The organism is Erwinia oleae, assembly GCF_000770305.1.
GTDB lineage: Bacteria > Pseudomonadota > Gammaproteobacteria > Enterobacterales > Enterobacteriaceae > Erwinia > Erwinia oleae.
The window spans coordinates 1-13,775 of record NZ_JNVB01000091.1; the positions used below are offsets into that span (position 1 = coordinate 1).

General features: G+C 56.6%; 18 protein-coding genes and 1 pseudogene. 3 read left to right on the forward strand and 16 right to left on the reverse strand.

Annotated features, from left to right (window positions below; all coding sequences use genetic code 11):
• Positions 1–209 precede the first annotated feature (209 nt).
• The 15 genes and pseudogenes from GS12_RS20305 to GS12_RS20375 form a co-directional block, all read right to left on the reverse strand.
• Positions 210–719, reverse strand: a pseudogene (locus GS12_RS20305) (TraU family protein); the annotation flags it as partial.
• Entirely contained in the window at positions 719–1,117 is a 399-nt protein-coding gene (locus tag GS12_RS20310; protein WP_031593003.1) for a TIGR03757 family integrating conjugative element protein, read from the reverse strand. The pseudogene GS12_RS20305 and the gene GS12_RS20310, both read right to left, overlap by 1 nt.
• A 202-nt stretch (positions 1,118–1,319) precedes the next feature.
• Complete coding sequence (locus GS12_RS20315) at positions 1,320–2,135, reverse strand: hypothetical protein (protein WP_235188747.1); 816 nt, start codon at positions 2,133–2,135, stop codon at positions 1,320–1,322.
• A gap of 263 nt (positions 2,136–2,398) precedes the next feature.
• Positions 2,399–2,776 carry an acetyltransferase gene (locus tag GS12_RS20320; RefSeq protein ID WP_031593001.1) on the reverse strand — a complete coding sequence of 126 codons (378 nt, stop codon included), beginning with the start codon at positions 2,774–2,776 and terminating at the stop codon, positions 2,399–2,401.
• Positions 2,773–5,622, reverse strand: a complete 2,850-nt coding sequence (locus tag GS12_RS20325) for a conjugative transfer ATPase (RefSeq protein WP_031593000.1) — start codon at positions 5,620–5,622, stop codon at positions 2,773–2,775. Before GS12_RS20325 ends, GS12_RS20320 begins: the two co-directional genes overlap by 4 nt.
• Positions 5,622–6,032 (reverse strand): TIGR03751 family conjugal transfer lipoprotein, encoded by a 411-nt coding sequence (locus tag GS12_RS20330; RefSeq protein ID WP_031592999.1) that lies wholly within the window; start codon positions 6,030–6,032, stop codon positions 5,622–5,624. The genes GS12_RS20325 and GS12_RS20330 overlap by 1 nt, the downstream gene beginning before the upstream one ends.
• Positions 6,032–6,388, reverse strand: a complete 357-nt coding sequence (locus tag GS12_RS20335; protein ID WP_235188746.1) for a hypothetical protein — start codon at positions 6,386–6,388, stop codon at positions 6,032–6,034. The genes GS12_RS20330 and GS12_RS20335 overlap by 1 nt, the downstream gene beginning before the upstream one ends.
• A 21-nt stretch (positions 6,389–6,409) precedes the next feature.
• Positions 6,410–7,909 (reverse strand): TIGR03752 family integrating conjugative element protein, encoded by a 1,500-nt coding sequence (locus GS12_RS20340; protein ID WP_031592997.1) that lies wholly within the window; start codon positions 7,907–7,909, stop codon positions 6,410–6,412.
• On the reverse strand, positions 7,899–8,849 hold the full coding sequence (locus tag GS12_RS20345) for a TIGR03749 family integrating conjugative element protein (protein ID WP_034950299.1): 951 nt from the start codon (positions 8,847–8,849) through the stop codon (positions 7,899–7,901). The genes GS12_RS20340 and GS12_RS20345 overlap by 11 nt, the downstream gene beginning before the upstream one ends.
• Positions 8,849–9,508, reverse strand: coding sequence for a PFL_4703 family integrating conjugative element protein (locus GS12_RS20350; protein ID WP_031592994.1), 660 nt, complete (start codon positions 9,506–9,508; stop codon positions 8,849–8,851). Before GS12_RS20350 ends, GS12_RS20345 begins: the two co-directional genes overlap by 1 nt.
• Positions 9,505–9,861 (reverse strand): TIGR03750 family conjugal transfer protein, encoded by a 357-nt coding sequence (locus GS12_RS20355; protein ID WP_031592993.1) that lies wholly within the window; start codon positions 9,859–9,861, stop codon positions 9,505–9,507. The genes GS12_RS20350 and GS12_RS20355 overlap by 4 nt, the downstream gene beginning before the upstream one ends.
• Positions 9,862–9,873: 12 nt before the next feature.
• Positions 9,874–10,260 (reverse strand): TIGR03745 family integrating conjugative element membrane protein, encoded by a 387-nt coding sequence (locus GS12_RS20360; RefSeq protein WP_031592992.1) that lies wholly within the window; start codon positions 10,258–10,260, stop codon positions 9,874–9,876.
• Between the two features lie 31 nt (positions 10,261–10,291).
• Positions 10,292–10,534, reverse strand: a complete 243-nt coding sequence (locus GS12_RS20365; RefSeq protein WP_031592991.1) for a TIGR03758 family integrating conjugative element protein — start codon at positions 10,532–10,534, stop codon at positions 10,292–10,294.
• Positions 10,534–10,881 (reverse strand): integrative conjugative element protein, RAQPRD family, encoded by a 348-nt coding sequence (locus GS12_RS20370; protein ID WP_031592990.1) that lies wholly within the window; start codon positions 10,879–10,881, stop codon positions 10,534–10,536. The genes GS12_RS20365 and GS12_RS20370 overlap by 1 nt, the downstream gene beginning before the upstream one ends.
• A 117-nt stretch (positions 10,882–10,998) precedes the next feature.
• Positions 10,999–11,358 (reverse strand): hypothetical protein, encoded by a 360-nt coding sequence (locus GS12_RS20375; RefSeq protein WP_031592989.1) that lies wholly within the window; start codon positions 11,356–11,358, stop codon positions 10,999–11,001.
• Positions 11,359–11,491: 133 nt separating this feature from the next.
• Between GS12_RS20375 and GS12_RS20380 the strand changes: the two genes are divergently transcribed.
• Positions 11,492–12,325, forward strand: coding sequence for an RNase A-like domain-containing protein (locus GS12_RS20380; RefSeq protein WP_031592988.1), 834 nt, complete (start codon positions 11,492–11,494; stop codon positions 12,323–12,325).
• Complete coding sequence (locus GS12_RS20385; RefSeq protein WP_031592987.1) at positions 12,326–12,649, forward strand: contact-dependent growth inhibition system immunity protein; 324 nt, start codon at positions 12,326–12,328, stop codon at positions 12,647–12,649. It abuts the gene before it with no gap.
• A 163-nt stretch (positions 12,650–12,812) separates the two neighbouring features.
• Here the strand turns inward: GS12_RS20385 and GS12_RS20390 are convergent, their stop codons facing one another.
• On the reverse strand, positions 12,813–13,613 hold the full coding sequence (locus tag GS12_RS20390; protein ID WP_052118545.1) for an NAD(P)H-dependent oxidoreductase: 801 nt from the start codon (positions 13,611–13,613) through the stop codon (positions 12,813–12,815).
• A gap of 26 nt (positions 13,614–13,639) precedes the next feature.
• On the opposite strand from GS12_RS20390, the gene GS12_RS20395 reads away from it, so the two are divergent.
• Positions 13,640–13,775, forward strand: a 136-nt coding sequence (locus GS12_RS20395; RefSeq protein ID WP_034950302.1) for a transposase, incomplete at its 3' end; no start/stop codon positions are given.

Consider the following 13,775-nt stretch of genomic DNA (forward strand, 5'->3'; position numbering starts at 1 on the left):
TTTATGCATAGAGGAAGTACTGATGTTCAGTTGCTCAGCGATTTCACGGTAAGTCAGGGCGTCGTTAAAGCGCAGGCTGAGTGCAGCTGTGATCCAGGGCCTTCTGGTGTAAGGCGTGTTTCTGTCCACGGTAGTGTCCATGTTCGCGAAAATGTCCATGGTAGGAAACACGGGGAAAAATAAAAGACGGTCTGAACGATACGCTTACGCATTAACGGGGTGGCTGCGGTATCACAGGAATAGCCCGGAATACTGCCGCCAATCAGGGACGTGGCCGGGTGGCCAATCGCATCGGCATACTTGAAACGAACGGCGGACTTGCGCTGGCCGGGATTTTTCATATCGGCCGGATTAGCTCCGCCGGCAGAAACACCGGAGAGCCCGCTGGTCGCCGCATTCTCCAGCCCGCCGGCAGTCTGGCTGACAAACGCCATTTCCTGCCACGGGTTGCCGCCCGGCGCGACATAGGTCGAAACGACTGTCTGAGGAATGAAGTGGGTGACTTTGACCGACGTGCGCACCTTGCAGCCAAAGGGGGTGCAGAACAGCCAGTAACAGATGCCACTGACACGCCAGCTGATACAGTTTTGCGACACGGCGCTGGCGATAATCTGCGCCGTGTTAAGTGCGGCTATAGCCGCAGGCGCGGTTGCCGTACCCAGTACGGTGGCTACCGCCAGCGAGCACACTGTGGTTTTAATGCGGGAGGGTTTTGTCATCACTGGCCACCTCCCCGGTTACGCAGGGAAGTGGCCACGTCAACATCCGTGGTGCCGTACACCACATCGCGGTCATCGAATACCACCGCCGGCACTTTTTTGATGCCCAGCTCCCACGCCCGGACCACCTGGCGATAAGAATCATCCAGCTGCAGCTGTTTTTGTTGCCAGGCAGGTGATGCCATAACCTGCCTGACCTGTGCCTCAGCCTGCTGCGGGTCTGCAGGCAGCTCTCCGAACATGTCGGCCTGCAGCCGGTCTGGACCATCGAGAAGCACCACCGGCACGCCCGAGGGCAGGTTTGCCGGCAGGTGCTGGCTGTCAGTAAAGAGAACAGTGCCGGCCAGTACGGATGCCGGCAGAAGAGCCGGCAGGAAAACAAGGGAGGTCAGTTTCATGAATCGGGACTCCGTCAGACTGAATCGCCTGACAGCGTGCCCGTGGCAGCTCAGAAAAGCCGCAATAAATTCAAAATCACAAATTAAAAATTAATCTGATGGTCTAGGAGCCTTAGGTGCTTTAGTAGAGTTTACCTTGATTATTAATCTGCATATTGGCCCAGATCTCCTCAAAGACTGCGTCATCTGCATATCCCATAAACTAGATTGAAAATCGTTTAAAATATGCTTTGAGCGCACCCTTATTTTTAACCATACAATCAAACAAAGAACGCGCTTTTCGAAGGTAATCTGATTTTTCCTCTGGACTCATCTGAGTCCATTTATCTTTCATGAGTAAAATTGCTTGCGACAAAAGTTTCTCTTTCCTTTCCTGTAACGCTTTGCCTTTATGACCACGAAGCATAGCTTCATGAAATGCCTTGTGGAAAATATAATCGGAATTAAAGGTATAAAAGAGTTTTGCATCAACTTTACCGGCTGAGGCTGTGATGTCTCCCGTTGATAAAAGATTTCTATAAAACGTTTGAGATGCTCTTTCAACATCGACAGCATCAATTTTCTCCTTTGGAGCTATACAAAGGTAAGCAGGGGTAAACCTGTTTAAGCTATGGTTATTATAGATAAAATGAAAACCAAAGCAGGTTCCGATGAAAACTATAAGCGAATTTTTCATGAATCTGTTAATACACCTAAGGTCTTCAGCAAGCTCTTCCCAAGGAATTACGCTTCCATCAGCCAGTCTCATATGCTCTGCTGAGCCATGAGCTTCAATGTGGATGATTGGTTTGAACCCTGTATTTATATCTGGGTCAAAGTTGTCTTTTATCATTTGGATAACATCACGAAATGACTCTGCATCTGGAGCATTTACATATGCTACCCCTTCACCATCACATTGAACATTCACATCCTCGTACAGTCTTGTCGCAGAGTGATAATCCTTCTCAGATAAAGAATCGATGATAATAATTTTATTAAATTCAACTTTCTTACGGAATGTATTATGTTTCATCACTTACTTAAGCCTGCCATTAAGGAACGTATGTATGAAATGATAGTTACTTGAAAAGTGTAATCATTTCTTTAAAAAAAACCACTATCAGCATGGCTTTCAATAAATAAGTAGTTAAACTTAAACCTTAGCATCAAGGTTAGAGTACTTTAAAAAACTTTATATACAAAACAGTTATAACAAAAAAACCGGCCCCAGCGGCCGGTATCAAAAAAAGCATTATGTTATTTTTATTATCAGGCCCCTGGTGAAGGCAAGTTTCTGTTTTAAACGTCCAGCCCGTTGATCCACAGCATAAGATACACCAGGTCAGCCGAATCCGGCACCGTGATATACCAGCGCGGATGCGCATACTCCTCTTCCTGGGGCCAGCTCGCCTGTCCCGTCACGGTGATAAGAATGTTTACCGCCTGCTTCAGCTTTCCCTCAAGGTAGATGGCCACGCTGCTGCTGAGCCCCACCCGGTGCGGGTGACAGGTCATTCTGACCGGGCCGGTCAGTCGCTGTTTGATCATTGCCCGCAGCCTCATCAGGTGCTGATGGGTCGCCGGGAGCACGCCGGGCTCCCCCTGGGGCGACAGGGTGAACAGCGCACCGCCACTGTGCTCATGAATGGCGGGTTCAGGGTACTTCAGTGTCATCATACCGTGGCATGCTCCTGTTGATTCTCCGTCAGACCGCGCAGACGGTCCAGATTCAGTGCGACGCGTTTTGCCGCCTCCAGTTCGCTGCAGTTAAACTGATTCATCAGCGCCCGGCGTTCGGCTTTCTCCTCTTTTTCCGTCATGCCCAGAGCCAGGAAGAGGCTGGGCGGCACGGCACGAAACAGCGCTTCAATCCGTTTCGCCAGTACCACGCCCTCGGTATAACAGCCTGACAGTTTACTGGCGGACAGCAGCACCGATTCCTGCTCCGGCGTGAGCGCGCGGAAGCGGCTGATATCTTTCACCTCCTCCGGGGGCATGGTCAGACAAATCCACCATTCCGCCATGTTCAGCATTTTCTCAGCGATATCCGGGTAGTCTTTAAGGTTCTGGGTGGCCAGCCACAGCCAGGCCCCGAGCTTACGCCACATCTTGACCACCTTGGTCATATACGGCGACAGCAGCGGGTTGACCGTGACGATATGTGCCTCATCCACCGTGAAGACAATATCCCGGCCAAGGAACTGGTCACGCTCCGCGATGTTGTTAATCATGTTGGTCATCGAAACCATGGTCAGGGCCATCTGCGCTTCATAACCCTCACGGGCCAGATGCCCCAGGTCAACCAGCGTCACGTCCGCTTCCGGCCACAGCGCCCCTTCGCGGTTGAACAGCTCCGCTTCAAAGCTGCCGGCCTGGGTGAACATGCCCAGGGATTCCGCCATCTCCGCCGCTTTCGCCTTGCGCTGGGCATTGCGGACATTAATGACGCCCTCATCATTATCAGAGGCGATGTCATACAGCGCCTGCTGCAGGTCAGACGGCAGCATCTGCCGTCCTTCTTTATATGTGGCATGCGCCGCCATCAGCAGCGCTTCACGTATCATCGCCCTGTCGGCACGCTTCAGGTCAGCCTCTTCTTTCGGGTCGCCGCCGGTGATCATCATGCGCGCGGAGATTTCCATTTCACCAAGAATGTCACGTTTGTCATCCTCGCCATCGTCGTCCGTGTCGATATCCGGCAGGTCGCTCTCATCCACGGCCTGGGCGGCCAGGCCTTCTTCCACCAGTTTGTGAGCATCAGCAAACGGCGGCAGGCTGACGCCGCTCCCGGGTCTGACGCTGATTTTGTTCACCGTCAGCCCGAGGCTGTCAAAGAAGTCGGCCAGCAGGCCAAACGAGTTCCCGGCTTCCGCAATAAACAGTCGCGGACGATGCACAGCCATCAGCTGGGAGAGCGCGGCACACAGCGTGGCCGACTTGCCCGCCCCGGTCGGGCCGAACAGGAGCAGATGCGCATTCTGGGTACGGTCATGCTTGTTGAGCGGATCGAAGGTCAGGATATCCCCGCCGCGGTTGAAAAAGCTGAAACCGGGATGCCCCGTGCCGGTTTCCCGCCCGGTCACCGGCAGGAGACCGGCCAGGTGCTGAACCCAGGTCAGACGGGTGTACCAGTGTTTTTTGTCACTGTCCGGGTTAAAGCACATCGGCAGCGCCCGCAGCCAGCTGTTCAGCGGCCCCTCTTCAAATTCCGGGCGGACCGGCTGCAGGCCCGCCCCGAGCAGTACGGTGGACAGCGCCAGCCGCTTGCGCTTCAGGCTGGTCATGTCATCACCGCGCAGCAGGAAAGTGATCCCCGCCCGGTACAGCTTGTGCCGGTTGCCCAGGTACTCTTTGACCGTCTTCACATCCTGGCGGACGCGGCCCGACTCGGTATTCTCCCCGACCGCGTTTTTCGACAGCCGGTTAAACTGCTCTTCAAGCCGGTCCTGGGGCTGCACCACCACCGTCATGCACACCATGGTCCCTTCCGGAAACATATCCATCAGGGCATTGATTTTCTTCTCACCCCGGCTTTTCTCCCCGGTCAGCGTGCCAGGCTCCGGCGGTGTACGCAGTTTTTCCACCGACACCGCGCAGTGCGGCTTGTTGTCAATCCACCACACGCCGTTTTCCGGGTCGGAGACCGGCGGCGTGAACCACAGGGTTTCGGCAAAATCATTGCTGACCGGCACGGTCCCTTCGGGTGTCTCACGGGGGTCTGCGTAAGCGGCCTGACGATAAAGCGTGGTTTTCTCCACCCAGTCCGGTGACGGATTGAACAGCCGCAGCAGCCAGCCATGCACCTGCAGGCCGTTCTGTCGGGTACAGCGGATCCCCGCCCCGCCCAGGGCATTCACTACCCGGTCGCACACCTGGTTGAGCATCGCCACCGGCGGCATCGGATCCCGGGTTTTTCCCAGCCAGCGATAAATCACCATCCGGGTGCGGCGCTGCTGCCCGCGCCAGGGCTGGCCGGTGATCAGTGAGTCGGTGAACAGGCCTTCAGGCCGGGAGATACTGCGGATATGGCGCTCCATTTCACCCAGCCAGGCGTCGGTAAACGCCGTGCGCTGCGCATGCGGCCGGACATACCCGCGCAGCCTGTCGAGGTACGCGTCAGTGTCGTCCTCGTCCTGGCAGAAGAACTGCACGACCCAGGGATTCACGTCATGTTCATCAAAGCTGTCCTGAAGGGCATCCTCAACCGAATCACGGATCTGCTCCAGACGATCTTCGGTTCGCCCTTCGGTCGCTACCGGCGTCACATCATAAACCGCCCCCACCGACACACCGTCATCGAGCAGGAGACACTGCTCTTCATCGAGAAACTCCGCCCAGGGCAGAAAATCAATGATGGAGGGACTGGCATGATAAATTTTTGCTTCATCCTGGCGGGACATTTTCCCGGGACGCGTCAGGGGCTGACGGCCCTTCACGCCCGCGCTCAGGGCCTCATCAGCCTGACCGCCATCAGCCGGCGTCTGCCGGCCAGGGGAGGTGGTGCGGGTAAACAGTGAAAACATTACAGGGCCTCCGTGCGCTCGCCAGGCATGGCATACTGCGTCTGGCTGTAGAACGGAAACACGGTGCTGTAACCCGGCACCGGCGTGTTACCGTCGGCCAGATGGGGATACAGATACATCACCATGTCAGGGTTAGGCAGCCGGGGAAACTGCTGCGAAATTTCACTCTCCTGAGTCCGGCTGTAGCTGCGGTCGGCCTGCGCGTCCGCCTGCGTTTCACTGCCCGTCAGCGGACGGCGCAGCGTGTCCCGGGCCTCTGCTGACTGGCGGGCGGTACTGCCGCCACCGTCCGCGCCGTTCCACAGTTCAAGCATGGTGTTATCGCCCGCCGGCAGCATTTCCTCCTTGGAGGTTGAGCAGCCGCTGAGCTCTGAACAGGCCAGAGCCAGAATGAAAACCGTTCTGTACATTACCGGTATCTCCTTTGTGAGGCGGCCGGTTCATAGCCGCTGCAGATAAAAACAAATGCACTGACATTCAGCAGGTGCGCCAGCTCCTGCAGGGACATATAAGGGCAGTGAAGCCGGCGCGAAAGTTTCGGGCTGTACCACGATACGGCACAGTCGCAGGCACTGAGCGGCAGGGAAAACCGGCCGGTATCCAGTAAAAGCCGGCCCCGCTGCCAGCGCAGTAAAGGCAGACGGGCAGGCAGCAGCGCCACCGGACGCAGCTGCAGGACGGCCGACGGCGAGGGCCGCACGTCAATGTGCCAGCCCGCGCCATCGCTGAAGGTCCGGCACACGGATGACATCGGCAGAAGCGTCATGTGCCCCGTCATGACCGTCACTCAGTCCAGCCCGCCGCTGTCGCTGACGCCACCGGGCAGGGTGAAGTCGTAACGCACCTTACGGCCCTTGTCTTCATAATCAATGGCCAGCTGACGGGTGATATGCACCGCGAGACGGGCCCCCGGCGGCACATAAATGGCATCAAACGTCATCCCGTACCGCTGTTTGATCCAGTCCGTGGTCTCCGACATGCCGCCGGAAATGGCCTTGCCCAGCGCTGCCTGTCCGGCGTCGCCGGTCATGGTGGAGGAAATCCCGTTGACGTTGTTCTGCGTGGTGTACTGGCCCTGACTCAGGGCATCTCCTGCCGCACCGGCCGCTGACAGGCCAAAGATGGTCGGCAGATAGGTGGAGGCGTTGGACTTGCGTTCGCCCCCGATGCACGGGATGCCGTTTTCATCCGAAATCCAGCCGATACCCCCACCGGTGCCGGTATCCTGTTTAGCCTGACTGTTGTTATTCTGCCCGCCGCTGTTAACGGCCTCGGGTTTCGGGAGGGTGCGCACCGTACCGTCGGAAAAGACAAACGTGACGCTGGTCACCTGGCCGCGCACGCAGGACAGCGTCCAGTCACCGCTGGCCGTTCCGGAAACGATGGCCCCTTCAACGTCCGGCAGCTCGATGCCGTTCGCCGTCAGGTTATCCTTACCGATAAGCACCTTGAACGGGTAAGGATCGGTCACGGTACCGTTGATGGGCACCCGCCCCAGCAGCGCCGTCATGGCGCGGCTGCCGACCAGCGTGGAGTTTTCCGGCAGGGTGTACACCGGCTCGGCACTCTCTTCCGCCCCTTTCTCATTCGTGTGCCCCTTCACTTGCTGCTCATAGGCGGCTTTCTGGCGGGTCAGCTCATTGTCCCCCAGAAACGAAGTCGGGAACTGGGGTGACGCCTTGCCGCTGGCCGCATCACGCGGATCCGTCTCTTTCTGGTCTGTCGGCGTGACCCACATCATGCCGTCACTGCCCTGAGATGCCGCGCCGCCGGTGCTGCTGCCCATACCATCCAGGCCCAGCCCCAGCGGGATATCGCTGTCTGCCGCCTTTTTCCCGGCGTCGGGCTGTTTCAGCTTGTCGGTCAGACTCTGGATCTTCGCCGTCAGGCTGAGCTGCTCATCCTGCAGCTGTGCCTGGCGTTTGTCGTACTGCTCGCGCAGACCGTTCACGGCCTCATTCACCTGCCCTGACACGTCCTGATTGCGCTTACGCAGGCGCTCGTTCTCCTTCACCAACTCAGCATTTTGTTTATCGAGGGTTTTCTGACGGTCACGCACATCGTTCAGCCGGCCGATGAGCGTGCGCAGCGTGTCCTCCGGGGTGTCGCCTTCCACGCCCAGCGCCTTCAGCTCATCCGGCGAGAGGTTTTGCAGGGCACCGCCGCTTTGTTTTGCCTGCGGTTGCTCTGCCGGTTCGTTTTTGCAGCTTTTGAGCCCCACGGCCAGCCCGGCAATCACCACGGCCGGCACGATGACTTTCACCAGGGCATTGGATTTAATCTGCATGGCGGGCCTCCTGTTTTACTGCACGGGCCGCTTTACGCAGCGCAGATGGTTCGGCGATGAAGGCGCTCTCCGGACGACCGGCGGTCACCACATACACGGTGGTGGTGTCTTCCGGCGTGCCGGCAGGACCGACCCAGCGGTGCTGGAAAGTGGCGGACACAAACTGCCCCTGCAGCGCACGCGGATCGAGAACCACCTTACGGCCGCCGGTGTTCGTGAGCCTAAGAGCCACCACGCTGCGGTTTGCCACCCCCCAGGCCGCCAGCGGCGTGACCGTCACCGGCTCTGAAGGATACAGCGTGCTGACACGTCGGGGCAGATGCGGGTTGACCGGATGAATACCGGGCACCGCCTCAACCGTACGGGCCGGCGCATACAGGCTCTGGGCGGCATAGCGGGTCAGCAGCACCGGAATGGGGGCGCTGTAGCGGATTTTTTTGCGCCTGGCCTGCGTGCCGTCATCGCTGCCGGTGGGGGCTGACGGGCCTGATCCGGAAGCAGCCCGGTCTGCACCACATAACTGACCGGCCGCATCAGACGCCTGGCTCAGCGTGCTGACATCACCGCTGTAGACCAGCCGGACCGGTTCGGTCGGCCCTTTTTCATCGGCGGCGATATCAAACAGCAGGACCTCGCCGCTTTCCACATCCTGCAGCTGCACCCGCGTCTGCGGGAAGGCGCTGTCGGCTTTCAGGTAGACGGCCCCCCCCGTGCTCTGCACCCGGAGTTTGCCGTTAAGCGCCGGCGGAAACCCAACGCGGACGTTTTTATCTACAAAGACCACCCGCTCCTGCCCCACCTTCAGGGGGATCTGCAGCGGAATACGCTCCCATTTCATCAGCTCATCTGCGCCGGCAGGACGTGATACCAGTATCGCCAGGGGCAGCAGGGCGAGGGACAGCGCCATCAGCCCGGCGCGGGCGTGGGGATTTTTACTCATCACTGAAAGACTCCTGACTTCTCCGGTTTGGGTGCAGGCGGTGCCGCTTCCAGACGCTGGGGCACACCGGCATAACAGTCCAGTGCCAGGCCGAACGGGTTGCGCTCCGCATCCCCTTCCCAGCGCACCACTTTGAGCGGGTAACGCACCAGGGCGCGTTTGACCGGCTCGGCATGGAAATATTCGTCGGCCACCACGTCCAGGCGGGCAATCCAGTGATCGCGATCCTGTACGGTCACACTCTGTGACTGGTAACCACGCCCGGGCAGTTCATACACCACGCGCACGCGGTCGGTGAGTTCGCCGGCGTCACCACGTTTCTTCGCGTCCGCTTTCAGGAAATCCTGACAGGACGGCGTCAGATACGGCGACAGCGCATTGATTTTGGCGGAATAGTCCACCTCGCCATTTTTCGGCCAGGCATTCAGTTGCTGGAAGATATAGAAGGCGAAAGAGTAAACGGTCGGGGGCGGCACCTCCCACCAGGGTCGCGTGCTGCCGGAGCGTAAATCCGGCGGGTTATGCACGGTCAGCTTGCTGGGTGCCAGCATCCAGCCGGCACAGGTGAATAAAAGGAAAAAGGCGAGTACGGCGCAGGCGATGCGCAGCGTCTGAATATGCTGGTCGCGGTCTTTTACCGCATGGCGAAAACGGCTCATGAGGCTCTCCTGTTACGTTTCACTGACCAGCCCCGGGCATCCACTATCAGTTTCGGATTGCCCATTCCCAGCCGGCGTTTTTTGGTCTCCAGTCGCTGCCAGAGCCAGTTCTCGGGCTTACCGCGCTTGAGCCTGGCCATCCAGCGGCCGCCAAACCAGACCAGCAGCAGCGGCATGACCAGCAGGCCGGTGGGAACAACAACCCAGCCGGCCAGCGGGATAAACGGCAGTGACAGGAGCAGACCCACTCCCGCGCCGGCAAGGGCTGCCAGCCCCATCTCATGGGTGGTAAACCCGCGAAACACCACGGGCTCACTGTTGAGACGGTCAGGGAGAAAACGAATGGTCTGCATCGTCGCGGACTCCTACAACAGAATGTCGGCAGACTTGCCGACCAGCCAGATAACGGTAACCAGCAGCACCACACCTACCACGATAATGGCGCCGAATTTGGTCCAGGTGGCCCGCTCGTTACGGACTTCGGTAAACGTGTGCAGGGCAGCAATGGCGACGTTGATAAAGGCAACGGCGGCCACGACCAGCCCGCCGATAACTAGGCCATCCTGAATGTACCCCTTGATTTGTCCGGACAGGCCGCTTCCGCCGCCCGAGGTGGGGGGTTCAACCTGGGGTAAATCCGCAAAGGCCGGTTTGCAGGTGAGCCAGCCCAGAATAGCCAGCGTACCGGCGCGGGTCAGCGCACGGCTGCCAAGACGGCGCAGGCGGGCAACAACAGACTCAGATTGGTGCATGAAATGTATCTCCTGAAATGATTTGAATGCGTTAACTGGCGAACATCCAGATACACGCGAGCAACAGCAGCACGACGCGGATAACAAAGCGCCCCAGCGCCGCATCCCGCACTTTGGTGTTACTCCACCCGGTCCAGACATCCGACAGCCCCCACGCGGCCCACAGAAAAAGAAACGCTATCAGTGCCCCGATGCTGAGCAGATTAAGAATGCTCAGGTCAAGGCTGCCGGAGCCGGCCTTAAACGCGTTGGTTTGCTCGGGTGTCATGGGCATCAGGGCCGCTCCCGCCGGTAATTACCGGCCACAAAAGACGGGTCACGCGGTTGCGCGCGGGAGGGTTCCAGATAGCGGTCAATGCCGCTGCGGATGGTGTTGAGATCGGATGTGGCCTGACGGTAATCAAAGAAAAAGCGGCCACGGTCAGCCGGGTCGGCCTGTGCAGCTGCCACGCGGGCCCGCTCAAGCGACGCCTGCACCTGGTCCAGCTGACGCTGAACAGACGCAAGCTCGTCTTTCTCGGATGCCTGTGCAGCAGCTGACGCCAGACAGGTCAGCAGTACCAGGCCGGTGATGCCCGGGACACGACGGTTGTGCCGCATGGCCGGACGATTTGAGTTCATACGCACCTCCAGAAGGATTAAGGGGTGCGGACAGGATGCGGAAGGAGAAAGGACGGGTCAGCGATAAACCCTAAACAGGATTTTGAAAATTAATCGATAAGGCGGCCCGGGTCGGATTTAATCATCATATTCGGCGGCGACCCAGGTGCTTCCCCCTTTTGATGTCGTCACGGTTGTGACCAGAAAGATATGCCCTTCGAGGCCTTTTTCTGAAAAATCGATCCCGCCGTCTTTGGGGGTATATCGTGTCGTTCCGTCCCCCAGGCGGAACGCTGACAGCCTGTAACGCTGCGAATTATCAAGGCACGTCATATAACAGACAAGATGGCCGGCCGTGGATTTACTGGACCATATTTTGAAATCCAGCCGTGCCTGCCATGTTCCCTCAGGTATATTTTTCCAGTCATATTCTCTGGGTTCGAAGCCTTCCCGCAATGCCATGTCCCAGGTCAGGGCTCTCTTTGCCTCTTCAGCCATACTCTGGTTCCCCTTTTATTCATTCAGTTTTAAACGTAATAAAAACAGACCCGATGTGACACAGCAAGTTATCCGGGGATAAGCTGTATTGTGCTGTTTATAATTCAGACATCTGATAAGGGAGTACAGGAGCATGAGTGATACGAATGGCCTCAGAATTGCCCTGTCGCCAGTGCAGCTGGCAGCCACACTTTCAGAAAAAAGTATCAGCGAAGGCGAAACGCTCAGCAACCGTTTATGGGGCGGACTGGGTCTGGCAGGCGGTGTGGTGGAAATGTTCGGTGCCGGTGTGATGTGCGTGGTTCCGGAGCCCACAATGTTAACCAAAGCAGGGTGTGTTGTCGTCGGCACGCATAGCCTTGATACCGTCCAGGCTTCATTTCGCCAGATATGGAGCGGCAGACAGATAAATACAGATACCTACAATTCAGCAGTTCTGCTGGCAGAATCGCTGGGAGCCGATCGCGATACGGCTTTAAAAGTCGGCATGACAGTGGATCTTGCCATTCCGGTTGGGTTCTCCGTGGCAGTGGGAGCTGTACGTGTTGTCGCCGTCAGATCAGGGAGAATAAAACTGGCAGAACATGAATCAGTTACCGGTCAGCACCCGGGCGGCCATACTATCGAAAGGCATATAGGTAAAACCCCTGAAGAGCTTGCTGCCAGACTTCAGCGAAGGCCGATGCTGCCTGCGACCAGCTCATTCAGAAACCTTGACGAGGCTGAAATTCTCACGACAAAAGTGCTGAGAGCCCATAAAAATGAGATAGAAATGTTCGTCAAATTTCAGCCCAAAGGCACCCCATGGCGGAAAAAAATATCCATGCAATTCACACATCCTACCGGGATTGTGATGAAAAGAGGAAGCTCAGAAGTCAGAAACTGTTACCGTGTTGAAGTGTGGCTGGAGCTCACTGAGTACAATGGTAAGCCTTATTTTATACTGACGTCGATGCCCCTGGAGTGAATGATGAAACAGCGTGATACCCCCCTGGAGCTGGATAATCTGGTCTGTAATTATTTCGGGCATGATTACGACCTCATTGATGACAGTGAGGCACTCCAGCCCAAAATTGACGCCTATAACCGGCAGTCGGGAAAGGCGATGCAGATGGCGCTTCTCGAAGATATTGACGATTTTCTGGCTCTGGGGGATACGATGAATATGGCCTTCAGTAAAAGATATGGCATGTATTTCGATCCGTTGCTGTGGGGCATCACCCCCCATGATTTTCTGGTTCTGGTCAGGGAGCAGGTAAATATTGCCTTAGCGCGCACCCAAAACAACTGACGCGCCAGTAACGGTCGTTTCATGGCTTGTCTGCTGACGGAGGCGTGCAAAACACGTTATGCACGCCTCCGTCCAGCCCCGGTAAAGATAATGAAATGAGCGCCTCCCTTCTCTTCAGGTGAGGCAGTAGCGTGGCGCAGGCAAACCACGGACAGTTAATCTTTCAGATTGGGTAAGCGTTCCAGTTCCCCGGATTGTGCCGCACAAACGGGCTGTACTCCGGTGAATGAGGTTTTAATGTTTTGTCCTCATTGAAATCTTCTTCTTTATTGAAAGGAATAATGGGCCAGTCATTGATAGCGATAAGCCTGCTTTCGAAATCTTTCACTTTTTGATCGAGAAATTGCTGCTGTTTTTCTTTGGCTAATCCATCAAGGCCGCCGCGTACGCCATGGATGAGGTAAGGCTCCAGCATGCTGTAACCTATATAATGCAGTGCATGTATGGGCGGCCATAACAGAAACCGCATATCGCCATGGCGTCCGTTATGGCCACAGGCATTAGCAGGTGCACCGGCCGTTACTGTAAGCAAAGCCCGTTTACCTTTCATGATGCCATTTTCGTGTCGATGTTTACTGTCGTATATCCCGCCATACACAAATACCCGGTCCATCCAGCCTTTGAGGATCGCCGGCATACCAAACCACCAGAAAGGAAAATGCAGCAGCAGTAGATCAGCACTTTTTAATGACTCAATATGCCTGACAACATCATCAGACAGATTATGCATTTCCCAGTGATGCCGCTGTTCCAGCAGGGCATCAAATCTCTGGGGGGCCTGCCTGTCAGGGTAAAAATTCTGTCCCTCACACGGTTCGAAATTTTCACTGTATAAATTGACTGTCTGAACCAGTGAGCCTTGTTTTTCAAATACACGCGCGGCGCTGGATGCCAGGAATGAGTTAAATGAATCCGCCTCAGGATGCGTGAATCGCCACGGGTTTAACAGACACCTCGGAGTCATTTAAGATGGCTTAAAGAGAGGTGCCCATGAGCGGTAAGCGTTATCCCGAAGAGTTTAAAATTGAAGCAGTCAAACAGGTTGTTGATCGTGGTTATTCTGTTTCCAGCGTTGCAACACGTCTCGATATCACCACCCACAGCCTTTACGCCTGGATAAAGAAAT